This is a genomic window from Mesorhizobium sp. M0217 (assembly GCF_040321955.1).
Lineage (GTDB): Bacteria > Pseudomonadota > Alphaproteobacteria > Rhizobiales > Rhizobiaceae > Mesorhizobium.
In genome coordinates this window covers 82,908-103,312 of the sequence record NZ_JAMYSN010000014.1, presented here as the reverse complement: position 1 = coordinate 103,312, position 20,405 = coordinate 82,908, and the positions used below count along the sequence as shown (strand labels likewise).

Genomic DNA, 20,405 nt, shown 5'->3' with positions numbered 1-20,405 from the left:
AGGAGACGACCATGAAATTCACGAGACGCGATGTAATCCGCACGACCGCAGGTGCCGCGGCGGGAGCTCTGGGAAGCCGGTTCGTCGGCTCGCCGGCTTTTGCCCAGGAGGGCTTGAAATACAAGCCCGAGGAAGGCGCAAAGCTGCGGCTGCTGCGCTGGTCGCCCTTCGTCAAGGGCGATGAGGATCAATGGCTGGCCAACACCAAGCGCTTCACCGAGGCGACAGGTGTCGAGGTTCGTGTCGACAAGGAAAGCTGGGAGGACATTCGCCCCAAGGCAGCGGTCGCCGCCAATGTCGGTTCCGGCCCGGACCTCATGTTCGTCTGGTTCGACGACCCGCATCAATATCCCGACAAGCTGCACGACGTGACCGAGCTCGGCGAGTATCTGGGCTCGAAATATGGCGGCTGGCACGACGGACCAAAGCAATATGCGACGCGGGACGGCAAGTTCGTCGGCCTGCCGCTGGCCACGATCGGCAATGCCATCGTCTATCGCGAAAGCTGGGTGAAGGAGGCCGGCTTCTCCGAATTTCCGAAGGACACGGCAGGCTTCCTCGAGCTTTGCAAGGCGTTGCAGGCGAAGGGACATCCGGCCGGCTTCACGCACGGCCACGGCGTCGGCGACGGCAACAATTACGCGCACTGGCTGCTGTGGAGCCATGGCGGCCAGATGGTCGACGAGAGCGGCAAGGTGGCGATCAACAGCCCCGAGACGCTAAAGGCGATCGGATACGCGCAGGAACTCTACAAGACCTTCATTCCCGGGACCGAAAGCTGGCTCGACGTCAATAACAACCGCGCCTTCCTGGCCGGCGAACTCGGCGTCATCGCCAACGGCATTTCCGCCTACAATACGGCCAAGATCAACAAGGACAACGATCCGAAGCTGGCTGAGATCGCCAAGGACATCCGCACCACCAACCTGCCGATCGGTCCCGTCGGGAAATCGGTCGAACTGTTCCAGGTGACCACCGCAGTCATCTTCAACTACACGCCCTACCCCAATGCGGCCAAGGCCTATCTGCAGTTCATGTTCGAGGATCCGCAGATGACCGACTGGATCACCTCCTCGGCGGGCTATTGCTGCCAGACGCTGAAGGCCTTCGACAACAATCCAGTGTGGACGGCCGACCCGAACAATGCCGCCTATGCCAAGGCCTCGGCGACGCTGCGCCCCAACGGCTATGCCGGGCCGCTCGGCTATGCCTCGGCGGCGACCATGGCCGACTATGTCCTGGTCGACATGTTTGCCAAGGCGGTGACCGGCCAGGCGACGCCGCAGGAGGCGATGGAGGAGGCGGAGAAGCGCGCCAACCGCTACTACCGCGTTTGATCACGGCACCGCCGGGCAGCGTCTAGTGCGCTGCCCGGCCCGTCGCACAATCCCATGGCGGCCGTTGACGCCGTGACCTGATTCCCCGATGAGGAGCCCTCCATGGCCGTGCCGTCCGTTGCCGCCCAGCCGCGTCCGTCGATGCTTTCGCGGATCTCCGAAAGCCGCAACGCGCTGGGCTTCGGCTTCATGCTGCCGGCGGCGGCGCTGCTGCTGGTCTTCCTGACCTATCCGCTCGGGCTGGGCGTCTGGCTCGGTTTCACCGATGCCCGGATCGGCCGCCCCGGCATCTTCATCGGCGTCGAGAATTATCAGTACCTTTGGAATGACAACGTCTTCTGGCTCTCCGTCTTCAACACGCTGCTCTACACGGTCAGCGCCTCGATCCTGAAGTTCGTGCTCGGCCTGTGGCTGGCGCTCATCCTCAATGAAAACCTGCCGTTCAAATCGTTCTTCCGCGCGATAGTCCTGCTGCCCTGGGTGGTGCCCACTGTACTGTCAGCCATCGCCTTCTGGTGGATCTACGATTCGCAGTTCTCCATCCTGTCCTGGGCGCTGCAGCAAATGGGCCTGATCGACCACCGCATCAATTTCCTCGGCGATCCGGAGAATGCGCGCGCTTCGGTTATCGCCGCCAACGTCTGGCGCGGCATTCCTTTCGTCGCCATCACGCTGCTCGCCGGCCTGCAGACCATTCCGCAGTCGCTCTACGAGGCGGCCACGCTCGACGGCGCCAGTCGCTGGCAGTTGTTTCGTTATGTGACTCTGCCGCTGCTGACGCCGATCATCGCCATCACCATGACCTTCTCGGTGCTGTTCACTTTCACCGATTTCCAGCTGATCTACGTGCTGACCCGGGGCGGACCGGTGAATGCCACGCATCTGATGGCGACATTGTCTTTCCAGCGCGGCATTTCCGGCGGCCAGCTTGGCGAGGGCGCGGCCATCGCGGTGGCCATGATCCCGTTCCTGCTGGCGGCGATCCTGTTCAGCTATTTCGGCCTGCAACGCCGCAAATGGCAACAAGGCGGCGGAGACTGACATGGTCAAGACGGCCGCGACAAGGAAGGCGAAACGTGGGGATATCGACGAAGGCGGCATGGGCTACCTGCAGAGCCTGCCGCGCCGCGTGGTGACGGTCTATCTGCCGCTGCTGGTGTTCGTCTTCGTGCTTTTGTTTCCATTTTACTGGATGACGATCACGGCGGTTAAGCCCAATCTCGAGATGACCGACTATGCGCAGTTCAATCCGTTCTGGGTGGTGCATCCGACATTGGAGCATATCCGCTATCTCCTGTTCGAAACCTCCTATCCGGGCTGGCTGCTCAACACGATCATCATCTCGACCGCCGCCACGTTCCTGTCGCTGCTGGCGTCGGTGTTCGCCGCCTATGCGATCGAGCGGTTGCGCTTTTCCGGGGCGCGGCAGGTCGGCCTCGGCATCTTCCTCGCCTATCTGGTGCCGCCCTCGATCCTGTTCATTCCGCTGTCGGTGATGGTGTTCAACCTCGGGCTCTACGACACGCCCTTCGCACTCATCCTTACCTATCCGACCTTCCTGGTGCCGTTCTGCACGTGGCTGTTGATGGGTTACTTCCGCTCCATCCCGTTCGAACTGGAAGAATGCGCGCTGATAGACGGAGCGAGCCGGTGGCAGATCCTCACCAAGATCGTGCTGCCGCTGTCGGTGCCCGGCCTGATCTCCGCCGGCATATTCGCCTTCACCCTGTCATGGAACGAGTTCATCTACGCGCTGACATTCATCCAGTCCTCGGAAAACAAGACCGTGCCGGTGGGTGTGCTGACCGAGTTGGTGCGCTCCGACGTCTACGAATGGGGGGCGCTGATGGCGGGAGCGCTGATCGGCTCGCTGCCGGTGGTGGTGCTCTATTCGTTCTTCGTCGAGCACTATGTCTCGTCGATGACCGGCGCGGTGAAGGAGTGACGCGCCGGCTCACGCGAGGCGACCGCGCGGTCAGATCGCGCCGATGATGCCGCCGTCGACGCGGATGTTCTGGCCGGTGATGTAGCCCGCACCTTCGGAAGCGAGGAAGGCGATGGTCGCGGCAATTTCCTCCGAGGTGCCGTAGCGCTGCATCGGCACGCTGTCGCGGCGCTCCTCGGTGGCCGGCAGGCTGTCGATCCAGCCGGGCAGCACATTGTTCATGCGCACATTGTCGGCGGCGTAGGTGTTGGCGAAGATCTTGGTGTAGGCGGCAAGACCGGCGCGGAACACGGCGGATGTCGGGAACATCGGGCTCGGCTCGACCACCCAGGCGGTCGAGATGTTGATGATGGCGCCGGCCCTCTGCTTGACCATCTGCGGCGCCACGATGCGCACCGGCCGGATGACGTTCATCAGATAGACGTCGAGACCGGTGTGCCACTGCTCGTCGGTGATTTCGAGGATCGGCGCGCGTGGCCCGTGGCCGCCGCTGTTGACCAGCACGTCGATGCGGCCGTAGCGCTCGAGCGTGAGGTCGGCGAGCCGCTGCAGATCGTCATTCGACTGGTTGGAGCCGGTGACGCCGAGGCCACCAAGCTCTTTCGCCAAGGCCTCGCCCTTACCTGAGGACGACAGGATCGCGACCTTGAACCCGTCCGCCGCCAGCCGCTTGGCCGCCGTCGCACCCATGCCGCTGCCACCGGCGACGACCACTGCCACTTTTTCTACATTCATCTTGATTTTCCTTCGCACGGGTTGGCGGGACTCTGAAGCCCATGTTTCCGACCTTCGAGCAATGCTATAAACGGTGTTGCCATCTGGTTCGAACCAGAAAGCCTGAAATCAAGCTGTAGAAAAACTCCTGCATGCCTGAAGCCTTCCTGAGCCTGCCACCATTGAATGCGCTGCGTGCCTTCGAAGCCGCCGCGCGTCATCTCAACTTCCGCATCGCCGCCGAAGAGCTGAACGTGACGCAAGGGGCGGTGGCGCAGCATATACGCGGGCTGGAGGCCGATCTCGGCACAAAACTCTTCGACCGGCTGCCGCGCGGCCTGGCGCTGACCGATGAGGGCCGCGCCTATATGCCCAACATCCGCCGCGCCTTCGAGCTGATCTCGGAGGCCACCTTGCTGCTGCGGCCCGAACCGGCGCGGCTGACGATCAGCGTCACGCCGAGCTTTGCCACCAAATGGCTGATCCCCAAACTGCCGGAGTTCGTCGCCCACAACCCGCTGGTCGATTTGCGAATCCTGGCCAGCGAAAGCCTGTCGAGTTTTCAGGCCGACGGCGTCGACATTGCGGTCAGGCAAGGCCGCCTGCCCTTCGGCGCCGGCCTGATGGTGGATCTTTTGTTTCCACAGCAGATCGTCGCCATCTGCAGCCCTGCCCTGCTGCCGACCGGCGCGAACGAGATCGCGCCGACCGACATCCAGCACCACGTCCTGCTGCACGACGCGCACAATCTATGGCCGGAATTCATGGAAAAGGCGCTCGGCCTGAGGATGGCCGCCGAGGCCAAACGCATGCGCTTCAACCAGACAGGCCTCGCGATCGACGCCGCCATTGCCGGCCAGGGCATCGCGCTGGCCAGCCGGTTTCTCGTATCCGCCGACATTGCCGCCGGCCGGCTGGTGCAGCCGATCAACGCGGAGATGCGTGGGACGCACGATTTCTATGTCGTGATGCCGCGCAAGCAACGGCACCCAGAACCGACGCAAGCCGTGCGGCGATGGCTGCTGGATGAGGGCGATGCGGCGCGGCTGTGATGGATAGCCGATCTCCCCTTTTACCGCCGCCGCGCAATGTCGGCCGCCACCGCCTTCGCCTCCCTGCCGATTTCTCGTAGCAGACCGGTGACCGGATTGTAGAAGCCGACGAGGTAGAGGCCGAGTTGAGAGGCGCGGGCGTTGACGCCACTGCGCTCCGGCTGCAATTCCACGGGCAGAAACTTTTCGTAGCCCGGGCGATAGCCGGTGGCGAGGATGACGGCGTCGAAATTTTCCTGCCTGCCGTCGGTGAACACAGCGCCGCGCTCGGTGAAGCCCGCTATGTCGGGTGCGATCTTGATGGCGCCTTTGGTGATGGCGTCGACCGTGCCGACGTCGATGACCGGGATGCGGCCGACTTCGTCGATCTGCTGCAGGATGCCCTGCTTCGGCCTGACGATGCCGTATTTCTCGAGCTTGCCCAGCGCGAAATCGAGGATGATCGGGAACATCCAGTCGTTCAGCGCCTGCGGCATCGGCCGGCTGGCGATGCCGACCATCTGGATCGGCACGCCGAACAGCTGGCGCGGCACGATGTGGACGCCCTTGCGCACCGAAATGGTCGGACGCGCGCCACTTTCCGCCAAGTCGAGCGCGATCTCGGCGCCGGTGTTGCCCATGCCGACGATCAGCACCGAGCGGCCGGCAAAGGGCGCCGCTTGCGTATAGTCGGCGCTGTGCAGCACCTCGCCCTTGAAAGCCTCGATAGCAGGGAGCCGGGGGACGATCGGCTCGGCATTGTTACCGCTGGCGATGACGACATGGCGCGCCTTGATGTTGTCCGATCCTGTCTCGACCAGAAAACCGCCGTCCCCGAGGCGAATGGCTTTCACCGTCACGCCGAAGCGCGGGCGCAGATCGAATTTTTCCGCGTAGTCGTCGAGATAGCGGACCACCATTTCGCGCGGCACGTAGCGCGGATAATTTTTGGGAAAGGGCAGGAACGGCAGCGACGAGAACGACTTGACCGTATGCAGATGCAGCCGCCGATAGTGCCGCCGCCAGGCGGGCGCGATCTCCTGCGATTTTTCGAGCAGGATGAAATCCACTCCTGCCCGCTTCAGGCAGGCACCGACCGCAAGGCCGGCGGGCCCGGCGCCGACAATAACGACAGTGGTGTCCAAGCGATTCTCCTCCCGCTAGCTCCTTAGGCTACGCGTAGAAGCGCAGGCGGGACAAGGCGCGCCTCACCTTCTCCCCTTGTTGGAGAAGGTGGATCGGCGCGCTAGCGCCGAGACGCCTTCGCATGCGGCGCGCACGCTGCGCATCCTGTCCGGTCTCGGCTCACCCCCGGTGACGAATGTCTATCCCGGCAATCGCCCATGCTGTCGGACGGGCTGCCTGTCGCCGGCCGCACCGCGGTCGAAGAGCTCTCCGTGCATGGCGGCATGGGCCAATCGGCATGCATGCCGCCCCCGCCATCGCGCGCTGGCTGGAAGAGGCCGTGGTTCGGGCGATGGCAATCCGAAGCAGACATGGCTCCGGCCACAGCGATTTGCGGGATGGGAAGGGTGAGGCTGCGCGACGTCGTGTCGATGTAGCCCGCCATCGGCCCGACGGGAGGGCTGGCGTTGCTCCCTAGCCGATATGCTCGGCGCGCAGCTTCTTCTTTATCTGCTCCAGGCCTGCCTCGCCGCCCGTCGCCAGTTCATCGGCGATCCTTGCCAGCTTGTCATCGGCGTTGCGGTATTTGCTGCCCCAGGCGCCGAGCGTCGCCAGCACCGGCAACAGGTCGATGCCCGCCTCGGTCAGCTTATAGATCGCCTTGAGCTTGTGCGTGGGGTCGTCGCTTCTGGTGACAATGCCCTCATCCTGCAAGGTCTGCAGCCGCTCGGCCAGCGTGCGCGACGAGATGCCTTCGCCTGATAGCAGAAACTCCCGGAAGTGCCTTTTTCCCGCGAAAATCATGTCGCGGATGATCAGCAGCGTCCAGCGGTCACCGAGCAATTCGAGCGACAGGCTGATGGGGCAGCCGGATCTTTCCCTGGTCGACATTCTCAATGCTTCCATTTCTAAATCACTTTACTATTGACATCATTTTTCTCTCGTGTCAATGGTTCCGAAAGTAAAGCAATCACCAACGCCGCCTGACCTGGCGCTGGTGACACCAGAGCTCAATCAGGAGAACAACGATGAGAAAACTGATCCTGCAGATGCAGATGTCGGTCGACGGTTTTGTCGGCGCGGCCGGCGATGAGCACTGGCAGCTCTGGGAATGGGGCGCCAACTGCCCGTGGGACGACGACTTGAAGCAGGATTTCAACGCGGTGTTCGCCGGCATCGATACCATTCTGCTCAGCCGCAAGATGGCCGAAGAAGGCTATCTAACCCATTGGGGCAATGCGGCAAAAAACTATCCGCGCGATCCCTTCTACGCCTTTGCGCAGCGCATCGTCGAGGCGCGCAAGGTGGTGCTGAGCGACAAGCTCGCGGCATCGCGGTGGGAGCGCACGACGCTTGCCAGCGGCGACCTGCCGCGCGAGGTCAAGGCGCTGAAAGCTGAAGGTGAAGGCGACATGGCGGTATTCGGCGGCGCCGGCTTTGCCTCGGCGCTGATTGCAGCGGGACTGGTCGATGAGTTCCAGCTGTTCATCAATCCGGCCGCGCTGGGCGACGGCGAGCGGATTTTCGACTGTGGCGGCTTCCTGAAATTGCGCCTGCTCGGCTCTAAAGCCTATGCCTGCGGAATGGTGGTGAACCGCTACGCGCCGGCAATGTGAAGCAGTTCAGAGATTGAATCCGTGGACCGCTTCAACTCTTTGTTTTTGCGAGAACTCCGGACGGATCACCGCAACCCGCTCCTCGTGAACCTGCGCTAGAAATTGATCTCGACCGAAGCGGCACTTCGCTTTGCCGGCCCGTGAAACACCGCCTCGATGTTGTTGCCGTCGGGGTCGAGCAGGAAGGCGGCGTAGTAGCCGGGGTGGTAGGGCCGCTCACCCGGCGCGCCATTGTCGGCCCCGCCGGCATCGAGGCCAGCCTTGTAGAACGCATCGACCATGGCCTTGTCCCTAGCCTGGAAGGCCAGATGATGGCGCCCGGTCAGCTGTCCCCTCGCCGCCCGGCTGTCGAGGCTTGAGATGAACAGCTCGTCGGCCCAGAAATAGTCCTCGGCCTCGCCGCCGATCGGAATGCCGAGCACCTTGAAGACGGCTTCATAGAAGCGCCGGCTCGCCTTGAGGTCCCTGACCACCAGCTGGACGTGGTCGATGAGGCGGCCGCGATGCAGTTCCATGAGCGATATCTCCCGTCGCGAGACCACAAAGCTAGTGCCGCGGAGCGGCTCGTCAATTCGGCAGTCTATCTTGTCGGCGCGCTTGGCAGCCTTACGCCCCTGCTTTTGTCATATCCGGATGGACTTCCACGCAGACCGGATAAAAAATGCAATCGGATCGTCGGATTCGAAATCCCGCCAACGTCCTTCGGACGCAAGCGGCGCAACGGAGCTGGAGCGAGTGGCGCCGCATCGAAACCGATCTCGGGAGAAGAGCATGAACAGTTCCTACCGTTGGGTGATCGTCGCGTGCGGCGCGCTGATGACCTGTGTGGCGCTCGGCGCGATGTTTTCGCTGGCGATCTTTCTCGAGCCGATGGCGCTCGACACCAACTGGTCGCGAACCGGCATTTCCAGCGCCATGACGCTGAATTTCTTGGTGATGGGCGCAGGCGGTTTCGCCTGGGGCGCCATCTATGACCGTGTCGGCGCCCGCCCGGTGGTTTTTGCCGGCGCGGTGCTGCTCGGTCTGTCGCTGGTGGTGGCAAGCCGAGCCCAATCGCTGCTGGTCTTCCAGCTGAGCTATGGCGTCATCGTCGGGCTGGCGGCCAGCGCCTTCTTCGCGCCGATGATCGCGCTGACCACCGCCTGGTTCGAGACCCATCGCAGCCTGGCCGTGTCGCTGGTCTCGGCCGGCATGGGCGTGGCGCCGATGACCATTTCGCCCTTCGCACGCTGGCTGATCACGGCCTATGACTGGCGTACCGCCATGTTCGACATCGGGATCATGGCCTGGGTGCTGTTGCTGCCGGCCGTCTTCCTGGTGCTCCAGCCGTCGGCGGCGGTCGCGGCAGCGGATGGCAGCGCGCCCGCACCTGCCGCGGCCCCCGGCATGTCAGTCGGCCAGGCGTTGCGCTCGCCGCAATTCCTGGTGCTGGGCATGACCTTCTTCGCCTGTTGCGCGGCGCATTCGGGGCCGATCTTCCACATGGTGAGCTATGCCATGTCGTGCGGCGTGGCGCCGATGGCAGCCGTGTCGATCTACAGCGTCGAGGGCCTTGCCGGCCTTGGCGGGCGCGTGCTCTACGGCGTGCTCGGCGACAGGCTGGGCGCCAAGCCGGTGCTGATCGTGGGCCTCGCCATCCAGGCGGTGGTGATCGCCGCCTATCTCGCCGTCGGCAATCTCGAGCAGTTCTATCTCCTGGCGATCATCTTCGGCGCCACATATGGCGGCGTCATGCCGCTCTATGCGGTTCTGGCGCGCGACTATTTCGGGCCACGCATCATCGGCACGATACTTGGCGCCGCGACCCTGTTGTCCAGCCTCGGCATGTCGTTCGGCCCGCTCGCCGGCGGCATGATCTTCGACGCCTATGCCAGCTATTCCTGGCTGTTCATCGGCTCGGCGCTGATCGGCCTCGGTGCTGCCGGCATCGCCATCGCCTTCCCGCCGCAGCCCGGCCGAGAGAGGCTGCAGGCGGCATGAGCGAAATTTCCCCTCGAGGGGAAATACTCATCACCCTGTCCCCGTTCCCGAGCGCAGCTCTTCTCTGCCCTCGTCGTCGCGGCTGAGCCTGGCGTCCGAGATCAGCACCACCGGGCATTGGCAGCGCTGCAGCACGCCGGTGGTCGTCTCGCCGAAGAAGAGTTCCTCGCCAGGGCGCCGCGCCACGCCCATGACGATCAGCGCCGCCCCCCTGCCGGCCTGGCGGGCAATGGCATCGGCGGCGGCGGCCCGGCTGCGGATGGCCGTCTCGATCTCGACGCCATAGCGGTCGGCTAGTGCGACGGTATCCTTCAGCACCGCCTCCCTGCGGCGATGCGAGACAGTGTCGCGCGGTTCGTCGCGGCCGACGCGCGCGACATAAAGTATCTTGACCCGCGCACCCGTGACCGCTGCAATCGCCAGCGCCATTTCGGCACCCCGGCGGGCGATCGCGGTGCCGTTGACCGGAACCAGAATCTTCCCGCCTTCAGGTCCTAGCCTTGGCATCTGGCGGCCGGCGCCGGTCGCCTTCAGCACCAGGCATAGCGGGCCCTCGAAGGCGCCGGCGATCTCGTTGATGCGGCGGGCAAACCCACCTTTCGACGTGACCGCGCGGCCGAGCCCGATCAGCAGCAGCCCATAGCCTTTGCGCGCCTCCTTGGCAACCGTTTCGGCCGAAAGCTCGGCCTCGTGGCGCCGCGTGACAGGCGCCGCGCGGGCCAGCTCCTCGTCCGAACTCCTGGCGGCCTCGCGGCTGTCCTCGGCACCCTTTTCGATCGGCTCGAGCTTCGCATCCGTGCCGGGCTCGGCCTCCTCCCCCTCGCCTCGGGCATGCAGCACCGTCGTCGGCCTGCCGGCGCCCACGACTCCTGCGAGGTAAGCAGCAAAGCGGCCGACAACGCCCTCATCGGTCACCACCAGCAGTCGTTCCAGATTGGCGATGAAGCCGCGTTGGTCGATCTCCTCGCGCTCCAGACGCTTCTTCTCGTTCTCGCCCATCGGCAAGCGGCCGAGTGCCCAACGCAAGGTCGGCGGCATGGCGAGCGTGGTGATGACGGCCATGGTCACGATCATGGTGAAAAGATCGTGCGACAGAACGCCGATCGACAGGCCAATCGAGGCGACGATGACTTCGGTCGAGCCGCGCGCGTTCATGCCGCAACCGACGGCGATGCCTTCCTTGCGGCTCATGCCGGCAAGCTCGGCGCCGATGAAGGCGCCGGCGAATTTGCCGAAGCTGGCGATCAGCACCAAAGCGGCCGTGAGTAGCGCAAGCTCGTGGTCGACAAGCACGGTGAGATCCGCCGAAAGGCCGGCGACGCCGAAGAAAACCGGCATGAACAGCGCCATGATGACGCCGCGCAATTGCCCTTCGATATGACGCGACAGGATCGGCGATTCCCCAACCAGTATGCCGGCGACGAAGGCGCCAAGCACGGTGTGGACGCCGATCAGATCGGTGATCAGCGCCATTGCGCCCATGATGGCGAGAATGACGGTGACGACGGCGTATTCGCTGCGGAACGTATCGTTGGTCCAGCGGATGGCGTCGAAGACGATGCGGCGGCCAATCGTGAAGGAAAACCCCATGAAGGCGGCAACGCCGACAATGGTGAAGGCAAGGCTGCCGAGCTCGAAGCGCCCCTTGGTGGCGATGCCGATGGTGATGGCGATGATCACCCAGCCGATCGTGTCCTCGATGATGGCCGACGAGACGATGGTCTGACCGAGATCGCGGCGCATGAAGTTCATCTCGCGCACCGCCATGGCGACGATCTTGACCGAGGAGATCGACAGCGCCGTGCCGAGGAAGAGACCGGCGACAATGCGCTCGGTTCCGTCGGCCAGCAGCGAGGCCGGCATGAGCTGTGCGGCGGTGAAGCCGAGCGCGAAAGGCACGGCGACGCCCGCGGCGGAGATGGAAAAGCACGCACGGCCGACCCTGCGCACCAGCCGCAGATCCGTCTCCATCCCGGTGAGCAACAGAAGCATCAACACGCCGAGCTGTGCGATGGCGCTGATCATGCTCTTTTGGGTGGCGTCGCCTGAAAAGATCACGCGTTCTGCTTCCGGCAATAGCCAGCCGAGCAGCGATGGCCCGAGCAGGATGCCGCCGATGAGCTGACCCATCACCGCCGGCTGGCCGAGACGCTCCAGCAATTCGCCGATGCCGCGGCCGACGAGAAGCAGAAGGAGGATTTCGAGAACGAAAATGCCCTCGCTGGACATGCCGGTCTTTTCGGCTGCCAACGATGCGGCCGGCATGAATGCGAAGGCTGCCGCGGCAAGCGCGACCGACCGGCGCCGGTTGACCACGAAGGACATGCACCCCCTCATCGTGCCCGGTATAACGTTTGCGGGCGAGATCGGTTGCACGCCACGCTCCCTTGGCGCGCCGCAGGTTCCTCCTTACCTGAATCGCATAACGGGCCTATCTGACTGCGGATAAACCGCCGAGACCCGGGCCGGCGACGGAACATTTTCAACCGATTGCGCGTTGCGCGGATGGGGATGACCGGCGTCGTTTCGGCCGGCCATGGCGTTGGGAGGCGCGTGGCAAGGGATGTCCCAGGTCAAGACCGTGAAAACCGACGAAGCGGCTGCAGCGCCGCGGGCCTCTGATGCGTTCGCGCTGAAGCTCACCTCATCGGAATTCGTGGCCACCATGTCGCATTTCCACCGCGCCGAAATCGCCCGCATGGCCGGCTGGCGCGACCGGCTGGACCGTACCAGCAACTGGGCGATTACTGTCGTCGCCGCCATGCTCTCAGTCTCACTCTCGACGCCCAGCGCCCATCATGGGGTGCTGCTCTTTGCCATGCTGCTGACCACGCTGCTGCTATGGATCGAGGCGCGGCGCTATCGTTTCTTCGACGTCTACCGGGCCAGGGTGCGCCAGTTCGAGCGCTATTATTTCGCGCAGATTTTCTCGCCGCAGCCCGACTACGCCTCCAACTGGCTGGCCATCGTCGGCGAAGGCCTGCGTTCGCCGCGCTTCCTGATCTCGCAACGCGCGGCGTTGGTGCGCCGGCTGCGCCGCAACTACATTTTCATGTACACGATCCTGATGCTGGCGTGGGTGCTGAAGATCACGACGCCCAGTCTGCAGCGCGAAGGGTCGCCGATAGGCTTGGGCGCGTCATTTCTCGACGCCGCGCGCGTGGCGCAGCTCGGCCCGGTTCCAGGCATCTATGTCGTGTGCATGGTCGGGCTGTTCTATGTCGGCCTACTCGCAGCCGCTTTCCTCATCTCAAGCGACGAGGGCGAGCTTTCGCATGGCACCGTGCATGTCTGAGAGCGGCCTCGAAAAGCGCAATCTGCCGCGGTGATCTTCAGCAGACATTGTCGACCATCAGAGCGGTCGCTTCCGACCGGCTTGCGGCTTCCTCAACCGGAAGCCGTGCGCGATGGCGCTTGTAGGCGGTGAGCGCGATGACCAGCACGCAGCATACGGCGTTCAGCCAGTTGATCGCCGCCAGAGCGGGATCGTTCAGATTGATGTGGGCGTAGAGTCCCGTCGTGGCGTTGGCGCCTGTCCACAACAGCCAGGTCGCGTAGGAAATCGCCGACGCCCCGTGCCTGTCCCGGGCCACCCGCACGATCTGCGGCAGGTAGGACACCACCCGCAAGCCATTGAAAATAGTGAAAAGATAAAAAGACAGATCAGCAAGTGTCATCCGAAACCCCTGTCATGGCCGGACGTCCCATAGCGTTCCTTGCAGTGGCGGCATGTGAGCCCGTTCACATGCCGGTTTCGATTTTCCTGTTGCGGCCCGGCATCCGGATTCTTTCGCCATGGGGGCGTTCGCCGTGAGCCAGCCCGACGAGGTCGACATGAACCAGATCCTGTTTCGGCCGACGGCGCGGGAGTGCTAAACAGATCTCGTGCTTGGGCAAAGTTCGGGTTGACCGCTGCCAAGCGCGCGGCGACTATCCCTGCAACGTGCAGGAGGACATGAGAATGGACGAACCCGATCGCTGGCGGCACATGGCGAGCGCCCCCAAGGACGGCAGCCGCATCCTGGTCACGGTCAGGCCATCGGAACAGGGGCCGGCCGAGGTCGACCTCGCTTACTGGTCGCGCGCCGACCAGTTCGGCACGGAGGGCTGGCGCTCTTCCGATTCGTCGCCAGGACGGGTGATCGAATACCCCGAACCGGAGTTGAAATGCTGGATGCCGCTGCCGACGGCCAATCTGAGCCGGGCTTCAATGCCAAGTCCGTGGCAAGGCGAAGACGTCCCGCTGCTCGACGGCTCCGGGATATGATCTCGGCGGGATGACCGTAGGAAATACGCTGCCGGCCCAATACTTGACGGCCTTACTTCGGCCGACGCACCGATCGCACCATGCCGCCAGGGCCGCTGCCGCAAAAGAAGCGGTCGCCGCCGTCGGATTCGAGCCCGGAAACGCCCACCCCCGCCGGCATGTCGAGCCGTTCCAGCACCTTGCCAGTTTGCGGATCGACGCGCCGGACATCGCTCTGGTCGCCTTCCCAGGTGCCGTGCCAGAGCTCGCCATCGACCCAGGTCACTCCGGTGACGAAGCGGTTTGAGTCGATGGTGCGCAGGATTTTCCCGGTCTCGGGATCGATCTGGTGGATCTTGCGCTCCCGGTTCTGCCCCACCCAGAGCGTGCCCTCGGCCCAGGTCATGCCGGAATCGCGGCCGCCGCCGGGCGCCGGGATGGTGGAGAGCACCTTGCCGGTATCGGGGTCGATCTTCTGGATGCGGTCCCCGGCGAGCTGGAACAGATGCCGGCCGTCATAGGCGGTGCCGGCATGTGCCGCGACATCGATCGAGCGCAGCGTCTCGCCGCTTGCCGGATCGAAGGCGGTCAGCCGCTCGCCCGTCGCAAACCAGACATTCTGTCCGTCGAAGCTCACGCCGTGCACGGTGTCGACATCAGGAAAGGGCCCGTATTCGCGCAGGATTTCCGCTGCTGAATGTTTCATGTCCTGGTCCTCGATCATGGTCACCTTTCCTAGCCGTTCGGCAGCGGCGACGGGAGTAACAAGGTGGTCGTGAAACCAGCGACCGGTGGCGTCATCCAGCGCCGCGCCCGGCCGTGGCCGAAGGACTGCACTTTGCCGGTCTCGGCCAACTGCTCGAGCGCCCGCTGTACGCTGCGCTGTCCGGCGCCCAGCGCCAGCGCCAACGCCGAGCTGGCCCAGGATTCACCATCGGCCAGGAAGGCCAGCACCGCGGCGTGCCGCTCCTCGATCGGCCGCGCCAGCACCGCCACGGAGCCTGCTTCGCGCGGCTTTAGCGCAAAGCCCTGGCTGGTCGCGCCGATGCCCGCCAGCGGCCGCAATTCGGCGCGCAGCCGGCCGATCTCGACCCGCAGCCTGGCGCGATGCGATTCATCGGCATGCCGGCCGCCAAAGGCGCGGGCAATCAGCGTCGCCCTCGGCACATCCGCCGGCCAGGCTTCGGCAAGCGCGCGCGCCAGCGCAAACAGCACCGGCCGCGTTGCCAGCGAGATCGTTGTTTCCTGCTTGTGCACGATATAGCGGAACGTATCGACGACCAGCGCGCGCGACGCCTGCAGCGCCTCGACTTCTTCGAGCAACAGCGGATGCTCCTCGCCGCCTGCGATCAGCCGCGCCGCCGGCGTCTCCAGCGCCAGGAAGGCGCTGTCGACCTCCGCCATGAGACCCGGAATGCCGGCCCGGCGGGCGGCATGGCGCGCCCACTCAAGGGCTGCGCGCGCGGCCTTCGTCTTCAGGCGCCGCATGGCGATGCCGGCAACCGCGAGTTCATGCGCGGCGCGTGAGGCCGGCGGAAGCGGCGACGGATCGAGCCCAGCCAGCACGTCTTCAGCCTCGTCGAGGCGGCCGATCAGCAGCAGGCGGCGCACTTTGAGATGCCCGGCATGCGCCGCGTTCAGCCGGTCGCCATGCTTTTCCAATGTCGACCGCGCCGCGTCGAGCGCCTTGGACGGCCAGCCGAGATCACGCGAAACAAGTGCGATCTCGGCTTCGGCGACAACGCACCTGGCGCGCGCCACCGCCTCCTTTGGACCGAAGGCACGGCCGGCCCTACGCAACAGTACTTTGGCGCGATCGAAATCGCCGAGCTGCGCCATGGCAATGCCGCGCAACGCCAGCGCCGGGGCATCCTCGCGCAAGGCGACGCGGTCGAGTGCCGCCAGCGGATTGCCCGCCGCCAGCGCCAGCCCTGCCGCGGTGATCAGCGAGTCCATGCAAATCCCGTCACATTTGTAACTCCCACCGCTCCCCTTATCGGCCCTAACTTAAGTCACCACCGCCAAGCAGCAAGCCGCGGACGGCGACCTAGCCATCTGGACTGGTTGAAGACGCCCAGGCCTGCGTTGACGGCAATATTCGCATTCGCTAGCCTGAGCATCTCAGACAGTCGTGTTAAGCTTCTCAATAAGGAAAAACCGACCATGCCTGCTTCCGAGGACTTCGAGCCCACCGTGCGGCCTCGCCACCCCTGCTGCGGTGGCCCGCCTGCAAATGCCGTCACATTTGTAACTCCGCCCTCGCCGCCTCGCGGCCCTAGCCTGCCTCACGATCAACAGGCAACGACAAGCCACAACGGCTCAACAACTGGCAAAGGAAACAAGCAATGACCAAGCACGTGGCAATGAAGACCCCACCGGTCGTTTCAAGGCAAGAATGGGAAGCCGAGCGCGAAAAGATGCTGGTGAAGGAAAAGGCAACGATGCGCGCCAGGGACGCGCTGTCGGCCGAGCGCCGGCGCATGCCATGGATGGAAGTAGACAAGGCCTATGTGTTTGAAGGTCCCAACGGCAAAGCGAGCCTGCTCGATTTGTTCGAGGGCCGGCGCCAGTTGATCGTCTACCGCGCCTTCTACGAACCCGGCGTCCACGGCTGGCCCGAACATGCCTGCCGCGGCTGTTCGCTCGGCGCCGACCAGGTCGGCCATCTCGCCCATCTCAACGCCCGCAACACCACGCTTGCCTATGCCTCCCGCGCGCCGCAGGCCGACATTGCCAGCTTGAAGCAGCGGATGGGTTGGGAGATGCCCTGGTACACAATCACCGACAGTTTCGACAAGGATTTCGGCGTCGACGAATGGCACGGCCACAACGTGTTCATCCAGGACGGCAAGAAAGTGTATCGCACCTACTTCATCAACAACCGCGGCGACGAGCAGATGGGCACGGTCTGGAGCTACCTCGACGCAACGCCGCTCGGCCGCCAGGAAATCTGGGAGGATTCGCCCGAAGGCTATCCGCAGACCGAGCTCTACAGCTGGTGGAACTGGCACGACAATTACGACGCCGCACCCGACAAGACGTGGGAGGAAGTGTCGGCGGCCGGCGAAGCCGCGTTCCGCAACAAGGACGGCAAGTAAGGACCTGGAGCGGCGCCCATCCAGCTTGGTTTCCTGTCCCTCACGGGACAGGAAAGCCGGGCATTGATCATCAAGGGATTATGACCATGAGCGATATCGGCACAGGCACCGGCAGTGAGGTCCCTCAACGCTCCGATGCAGTTTCTCTCCGCACCGCCGAGTGGCTATGCCTCGCCGCGGCCCCTGTTTTCGCCGTGATGGCGCTGCTCACCTGCATTCACGCTGGCGACGGCGCCATGTCGTGCCTGGGGGCCGATGCCTCCCCGCTCACCGGCATGCCGCTGATGTATCTCTTGATGAGCGCCGTCCATCTGGCGCCTTGGCTGCGCGTGATTTCCGGCCGGCCGGTCCGGCGATAGGCTGGACCGCCGCCGCCATGCTAACGCTCTTTACGTCGGAGAGAGACTATGAAGCTGGTCAGGCTGAGAGCGCCGGGCGGGTTGGACAAGCTAGACCTGGTCGAGGAGGATCAGCCCCGGCCTGGGCCGGGAGAAATGCTGGTCAGGATTCGCGCCTGCGCGCTGAACATGCGCGACGATTTCGCCGTACAGGGCAAGGTGCCGCTCGCCGACGGCCGCGTGCCGCTGTCGGATGGCGCCGGCGAGGTGATCGCGATCGGTGACGGCGTCGACACGTTCAAGCCGGGCGACAGCGTCGTCAGTGTTTTCTACCCCTGGTGGCTGGCCAGCGACATGAGATCCGATACAAGCCGCGACATTCCCGGAGACAGTTTCGACGGCTTCGCCAGCGAGTATGTGTGCATGCCGGCGCAGGCCTTCACCACGGCGCCGGCGGGCTATACGCATCTCGAGGCGGCAACGCTGACCTGCACGGGCGTCACCGCCTGGCGCGGCCTGGTGACATGCGGCAAGGTAAAGCCCGGCGACACGGTGCTGATCCTTGGCACCGGCAGCGTGTCATTGTTTGCGCTGCAATTTGCCAAGGCCGCCGGCGCAAGGGTCATCGCCACGTCGTCCGATGAAGAGAAGCTGGAGAAGCTAAGACGACTCGGGGCCGACAGCGTCATCAACTACAAGGCGGTGCCGGAGTGGGGCGGCAGGGCCAGGGAACTGACGGACGGACGCGGCGTCGATCATGTGATCGAGGTCGGCGGACCGGCGACGCTGGCGCAGTCGATAGCGGCCTGCCGGACAGGCGGGCATATCGCACTCATCGGCGTCCTGACCGGCTTTGCAGCAGAAGTTTCAATCCCGGCGCTGTTTTCAAACCAGATCCGCATCAGCGGAATTTCCATCGGCAGCAAAGCCGACCAGCAGGACATGATCCGTGCGATAGAGGTCAACCGCCTGAAGCCTGTCATCGACAGCAGCTTTCCACTGCAGGATATCGCCGCCGCCTTCAGGCACTACGAAGCGCAAAGGCATTTCGGCAAGGTCTGCCTCGAGCTTTAGATCCTGCGATCGGCATTCCTACCCAGCGGCCGGCGCCAGCGTCCCGCTTGCCATCAGGCCCCAGAGCTGATCGGCGGTCAGCTGTTTGGCCGAGCCGTCGTAAGCCACCCTGCCGAGGCTGAGCACGACGATCCTGTCGGCCAGCGCCCTGACCGTCGACAGGTCGTGCGTGACCAGGATGACGCCGGTGCCGCTGGCGGCGATCGAACGGATCAGCTTGACGACCTGCGCGGTCTGCTTGACGCCGAGCGCGGCGGTAGGCTCGTCGAGGCAGATCAGCTTGACGTGATCGGCAAGCGCGCGGGCAATGGCGATGGACTGCCGCTGGCCGCCCGACAGCGAGCGCACCAGAACGTTTTCGTCGCGAAGCGTGACGCCCAGCGCGGCAAGCCGGGCACGACACTGCTCGGCGGCCTTTCGGTCGTCGCGAAACGGGAAGACACCGAGCCAACGCCGCGTTTCCTCACGCCCGAGGATCATATTGTGGGCGACGCTGAGGTTCGGGCAGAGCGACAAATCCTGATAGACGGTCTCCAGGCCGGCGCCGCGTGCATCCTGCGGGCTCCTGAAGGAAATCGGCTGGCCCTCGAGGGTCATCGCGCCGGCATCGGGCTGGATGGCGCCCGAAATAATCTTCACCAGCGTCGACTTGCCGGCGCCATTGTCGCCGAGCAGACAGACGATCTCGCCTTTGCCGACCGTGAAACTCGCCTCTTCCAATGCCGTCAGCGCGCCGTAGGATTTGCGGGCGCCGGCAATCGAGAATGCCGGACCTTGCGGGGCCTCTCCATTGCCCTCCGTCACGGCAGGGCCGGCCGAGGCGACGGCACCATTGTCCGCCACCGTGAAGTTGGTCGCGGCGGCCCGAGCGCGCCGGCCGCGAAAACCGATCGCAGCCTGGTCGGCCACCAACGCCAGCAACAGCATGCTTCCCACCGAAATGGATTGCCACCATGATTGCAGGCCGACGAAGATCAGTCCTGCATTGAGGATGCCGATGGTGGCAACGCCGATGGCGATGCCGAGCGGCCGGCCGGAGCCGCCGGAAAAAGCGACGCCGCCAAGGATCGCGGCGGTGAGCACGTCGAGCTCGAAGCGAACGCCGATGGTCGGCGTGATGCTGCCGAGACGACCGGCGATCAGAACCGAGACCAGGCCGATCAGCAAGCCATTGGCGGCGTAGAGGCCAACCACCGTGCGCCCCACCGGAATGCCGCAGAGTTCGGCTGCGCGCGGGTCGCCGCCTATGGCGTAGAGCCTCAAGCCGGTGACCGTGCTGGTCAAGATAAAGGCTCCGATGACAAAGACAGATGCGGCGATGATCACGGTGTACTGGATGCCGAAGATCTTGCCCCGCCCCAATTCGAGCAGAGCCTCGGGAAAACCATAGACCGCGGTGCTGGAGACGACGAAGGCAAGGCCGCCATAGAGCGCCAGCATCGCCAGCGTGACGATCAACGGCGAGATGCTCAGCCTGCGCACCAGCAGACCGTTGAGCAGACCGAGCAAGAGGCCGAGACCCAGGCCGACGCAGATCGCCAGCAGCGCGCTCTGCGTCGCCACTGCAACCTTGGCGGTGATGATGCCGATCAAGGCGACCATGCTGCCGATGGAGAGGTCGACATAGCCGGCGATCAGCAGCGCGGAGGTGCCGAGCACGGCGATCAGGATCGAGGTCGAGTTGACGCCGATGACGACGAAATTGTCGAGGCTGAAGAACGATTTGTTCAACAGCGAGAAGGCGACGATCAAGCCCAGCGCGACCAGCGCCAGCCCGATGCGGCCAGACGCTTCGCCCGGTGCCTTGACGCCCGGCAGCAAGGATGAAAACCGGCCCGTTTGCAGCGGTGTCGTCCCCGTTCGAAGGCTGTCTGTGCTCATGCTTGCCTCTGCTGAAGCGG

General features: G+C 64.4%; 20 protein-coding genes. 11 read left to right on the top strand and 9 right to left on the bottom strand.

Annotation, left to right across the window (positions count from 1 at the left end; genetic code table 11):
- The first annotated feature begins 11 nt into the window (after positions 1-11).
- The 3 genes from NKJ18_RS21475 to NKJ18_RS21465 all read left to right on the top strand — a co-directional run bounded on the left by NKJ18_RS21475 (position 12) and on the right by NKJ18_RS21465 (position 3,282).
- Positions 12-1,337, top strand: a complete 1,326-nt coding sequence (locus tag NKJ18_RS21475; protein WP_023693796.1) for an ABC transporter substrate-binding protein — start codon at positions 12-14, stop codon at positions 1,335-1,337.
- A 141-nt stretch (positions 1,338-1,478) separates the two neighbouring features.
- Positions 1,479-2,378 (top strand): carbohydrate ABC transporter permease, encoded by a 900-nt coding sequence (locus tag NKJ18_RS21470; RefSeq protein ID WP_373432851.1) that lies wholly within the window; start codon positions 1,479-1,481, stop codon positions 2,376-2,378.
- Between the two features lies 1 nt (position 2,379).
- Entirely contained in the window at positions 2,380-3,282 is a 903-nt protein-coding gene (locus NKJ18_RS21465) for a carbohydrate ABC transporter permease (RefSeq protein ID WP_023673469.1), read from the top strand.
- Between the two features lie 30 nt (positions 3,283-3,312).
- Here the strand turns inward: NKJ18_RS21465 and NKJ18_RS21460 are convergent, their stop codons facing one another.
- A complete protein-coding gene (locus tag NKJ18_RS21460) occupies positions 3,313-4,017 on the bottom strand; it encodes an SDR family oxidoreductase (RefSeq protein ID WP_352759560.1) in 705 nt (234 codons plus the stop codon).
- Positions 4,018-4,148: 131 nt separating this feature from the next.
- Here NKJ18_RS21460 and gcvA point away from each other — a divergent pair, with 131 nt between their 5' ends.
- Positions 4,149-5,048 (top strand): transcriptional regulator GcvA, encoded by a 900-nt coding sequence (gene gcvA / locus NKJ18_RS21455; protein ID WP_023733984.1) that lies wholly within the window; start codon positions 4,149-4,151, stop codon positions 5,046-5,048.
- A gap of 20 nt (positions 5,049-5,068) precedes the next feature.
- On the opposite strand, the gene NKJ18_RS21450 is transcribed toward gcvA, so the two are convergent.
- Together NKJ18_RS21450 and NKJ18_RS21445 are read right to left on the bottom strand one after the other, a co-directional pair.
- Positions 5,069-6,172, bottom strand: coding sequence for a flavin-containing monooxygenase (locus NKJ18_RS21450; RefSeq protein WP_352759558.1), 1,104 nt, complete (start codon positions 6,170-6,172; stop codon positions 5,069-5,071).
- Positions 6,173-6,626: 454 nt separating this feature from the next.
- Positions 6,627-7,043, bottom strand: a complete 417-nt coding sequence (locus tag NKJ18_RS21445) for a winged helix-turn-helix transcriptional regulator (protein WP_023673465.1) — start codon at positions 7,041-7,043, stop codon at positions 6,627-6,629.
- Positions 7,044-7,180: 137 nt separating this feature from the next.
- On the opposite strand from NKJ18_RS21445, the gene NKJ18_RS21440 reads away from it, so the two are divergent.
- Positions 7,181-7,768, top strand: coding sequence for a dihydrofolate reductase family protein (locus NKJ18_RS21440; RefSeq protein WP_023673464.1), 588 nt, complete (start codon positions 7,181-7,183; stop codon positions 7,766-7,768).
- A gap of 95 nt (positions 7,769-7,863) precedes the next feature.
- Here the strand turns inward: NKJ18_RS21440 and NKJ18_RS21435 are convergent, their stop codons facing one another.
- Positions 7,864-8,292: a VOC family protein gene (locus NKJ18_RS21435; RefSeq protein WP_155922514.1), complete on the bottom strand. Its 429-nt coding sequence runs from the start codon at positions 8,290-8,292 to the stop codon at positions 7,864-7,866.
- A gap of 247 nt (positions 8,293-8,539) precedes the next feature.
- Here NKJ18_RS21435 and NKJ18_RS21430 point away from each other — a divergent pair, with 247 nt between their 5' ends.
- On the top strand, positions 8,540-9,748 hold the full coding sequence (locus NKJ18_RS21430) for an MFS transporter (RefSeq protein WP_023735437.1): 1,209 nt from the start codon (positions 8,540-8,542) through the stop codon (positions 9,746-9,748).
- A gap of 30 nt (positions 9,749-9,778) precedes the next feature.
- On the opposite strand, the gene NKJ18_RS21425 is transcribed toward NKJ18_RS21430, so the two are convergent.
- Positions 9,779-12,073 (bottom strand): cation:proton antiporter domain-containing protein, encoded by a 2,295-nt coding sequence (locus NKJ18_RS21425; protein WP_352759555.1) that lies wholly within the window; start codon positions 12,071-12,073, stop codon positions 9,779-9,781.
- Between the two features lie 238 nt (positions 12,074-12,311).
- On the opposite strand from NKJ18_RS21425, the gene NKJ18_RS21420 reads away from it, so the two are divergent.
- Complete coding sequence (locus NKJ18_RS21420; protein WP_023673885.1) at positions 12,312-13,043, top strand: DUF2270 domain-containing protein; 732 nt, start codon at positions 12,312-12,314, stop codon at positions 13,041-13,043.
- A 37-nt stretch (positions 13,044-13,080) separates the two neighbouring features.
- Here the strand turns inward: NKJ18_RS21420 and NKJ18_RS21415 are convergent, their stop codons facing one another.
- Entirely contained in the window at positions 13,081-13,425 is a 345-nt protein-coding gene (locus tag NKJ18_RS21415) for a PQ-loop domain-containing transporter (RefSeq protein ID WP_023673886.1), read from the bottom strand.
- A 284-nt stretch (positions 13,426-13,709) separates the two neighbouring features.
- Here NKJ18_RS21415 and NKJ18_RS21405 point away from each other — a divergent pair, with 284 nt between their 5' ends.
- Positions 13,710-14,015: a hypothetical protein gene (locus tag NKJ18_RS21405; RefSeq protein ID WP_023689804.1), complete on the top strand. Its 306-nt coding sequence runs from the start codon at positions 13,710-13,712 to the stop codon at positions 14,013-14,015.
- Positions 14,016-14,067: 52 nt separating this feature from the next.
- On the opposite strand, the gene NKJ18_RS21400 is transcribed toward NKJ18_RS21405, so the two are convergent.
- Complete coding sequence (locus NKJ18_RS21400; protein WP_023730380.1) at positions 14,068-14,700, bottom strand: Vgb family protein; 633 nt, start codon at positions 14,698-14,700, stop codon at positions 14,068-14,070.
- A 29-nt stretch (positions 14,701-14,729) separates the two neighbouring features.
- Positions 14,730-15,950, bottom strand: coding sequence for a hypothetical protein (locus NKJ18_RS21395; protein WP_023685490.1), 1,221 nt, complete (start codon positions 15,948-15,950; stop codon positions 14,730-14,732).
- Positions 15,951-16,339: 389 nt separating this feature from the next.
- Between NKJ18_RS21395 and NKJ18_RS21390 the strand changes: the two genes are divergently transcribed.
- The 3 genes from NKJ18_RS21390 (at position 16,340) to NKJ18_RS21380 (ending at position 18,504) form a co-directional block, all read left to right on the top strand.
- A complete protein-coding gene (locus NKJ18_RS21390) occupies positions 16,340-17,092 on the top strand; it encodes a DUF899 domain-containing protein (protein WP_023695474.1) in 753 nt (250 codons plus the stop codon).
- An 86-nt stretch (positions 17,093-17,178) separates the two neighbouring features.
- Positions 17,179-17,451, top strand: coding sequence for a hypothetical protein (locus NKJ18_RS21385; RefSeq protein ID WP_352521023.1), 273 nt, complete (start codon positions 17,179-17,181; stop codon positions 17,449-17,451).
- 48 nt (positions 17,452-17,499) lie between these two features.
- Entirely contained in the window at positions 17,500-18,504 is a 1,005-nt protein-coding gene (locus NKJ18_RS21380; protein ID WP_023693809.1) for a zinc-dependent alcohol dehydrogenase family protein, read from the top strand.
- Between the two features lie 18 nt (positions 18,505-18,522).
- Here NKJ18_RS21380 and NKJ18_RS21375 read toward each other — a convergent pair whose 3' ends face one another.
- Positions 18,523-20,385 (bottom strand): ATP-binding cassette domain-containing protein, encoded by a 1,863-nt coding sequence (locus tag NKJ18_RS21375; protein ID WP_352759552.1) that lies wholly within the window; start codon positions 20,383-20,385, stop codon positions 18,523-18,525.
- Positions 20,386-20,405 lie beyond the last annotated feature (20 nt).

What these genes read in the sequence shown, in the direction of transcription:
- NKJ18_RS21405 (WP_023689804.1), top strand. Translation starts at nt 13,710, where the DNA reads ATGGACGAACCCGATCGCTGGCGGCACATGGCGAGCGCCCCCAAGGAC.
- NKJ18_RS21385 (WP_352521023.1), top strand. Translation starts at nt 17,179, where the DNA reads ATGAGCGATATCGGCACAGGCACCGGCAGTGAGGTCCCTCAACGCTCC.
- NKJ18_RS21430 (WP_023735437.1), top strand. Translation starts at nt 8,540, where the DNA reads ATGAACAGTTCCTACCGTTGGGTGATCGTCGCGTGCGGCGCGCTGATG.
- NKJ18_RS21390 (WP_023695474.1), top strand. Translation starts at nt 16,340, where the DNA reads ATGACCAAGCACGTGGCAATGAAGACCCCACCGGTCGTTTCAAGGCAA.
- NKJ18_RS21475 (WP_023693796.1), top strand. Translation starts at nt 12, where the DNA reads ATGAAATTCACGAGACGCGATGTAATCCGCACGACCGCAGGTGCCGCG.
- gcvA (WP_023733984.1), top strand. Translation starts at nt 4,149, where the DNA reads ATGCCTGAAGCCTTCCTGAGCCTGCCACCATTGAATGCGCTGCGTGCC.
- NKJ18_RS21420 (WP_023673885.1), top strand. Translation starts at nt 12,312, where the DNA reads ATGTCCCAGGTCAAGACCGTGAAAACCGACGAAGCGGCTGCAGCGCCG.
- NKJ18_RS21460 (WP_352759560.1), bottom strand. Translation starts at nt 4,017, where the DNA reads ATGAATGTAGAAAAAGTGGCAGTGGTCGTCGCCGGTGGCAGCGGCATG.
- NKJ18_RS21380 (WP_023693809.1), top strand. Translation starts at nt 17,500, where the DNA reads ATGAAGCTGGTCAGGCTGAGAGCGCCGGGCGGGTTGGACAAGCTAGAC.
- NKJ18_RS21375 (WP_352759552.1), bottom strand. Translation starts at nt 20,385, where the DNA reads ATGAGCACAGACAGCCTTCGAACGGGGACGACACCGCTGCAAACGGGC.
- NKJ18_RS21445 (WP_023673465.1), bottom strand. Translation starts at nt 7,043, where the DNA reads ATGTCGACCAGGGAAAGATCCGGCTGCCCCATCAGCCTGTCGCTCGAA.
- NKJ18_RS21425 (WP_352759555.1), bottom strand. Translation starts at nt 12,073, where the DNA reads ATGTCCTTCGTGGTCAACCGGCGCCGGTCGGTCGCGCTTGCCGCGGCA.
- NKJ18_RS21415 (WP_023673886.1), bottom strand. Translation starts at nt 13,425, where the DNA reads ATGACACTTGCTGATCTGTCTTTTTATCTTTTCACTATTTTCAATGGC.
- NKJ18_RS21400 (WP_023730380.1), bottom strand. Translation starts at nt 14,700, where the DNA reads ATGAAACATTCAGCAGCGGAAATCCTGCGCGAATACGGGCCCTTTCCT.
- NKJ18_RS21395 (WP_023685490.1), bottom strand. Translation starts at nt 15,950, where the DNA reads ATGGACTCGCTGATCACCGCGGCAGGGCTGGCGCTGGCGGCGGGCAAT.
- NKJ18_RS21440 (WP_023673464.1), top strand. Translation starts at nt 7,181, where the DNA reads ATGAGAAAACTGATCCTGCAGATGCAGATGTCGGTCGACGGTTTTGTC.
- NKJ18_RS21465 (WP_023673469.1), top strand. Translation starts at nt 2,380, where the DNA reads ATGGTCAAGACGGCCGCGACAAGGAAGGCGAAACGTGGGGATATCGAC.
- NKJ18_RS21470 (WP_373432851.1), top strand. Translation starts at nt 1,479, where the DNA reads ATGCTTTCGCGGATCTCCGAAAGCCGCAACGCGCTGGGCTTCGGCTTC.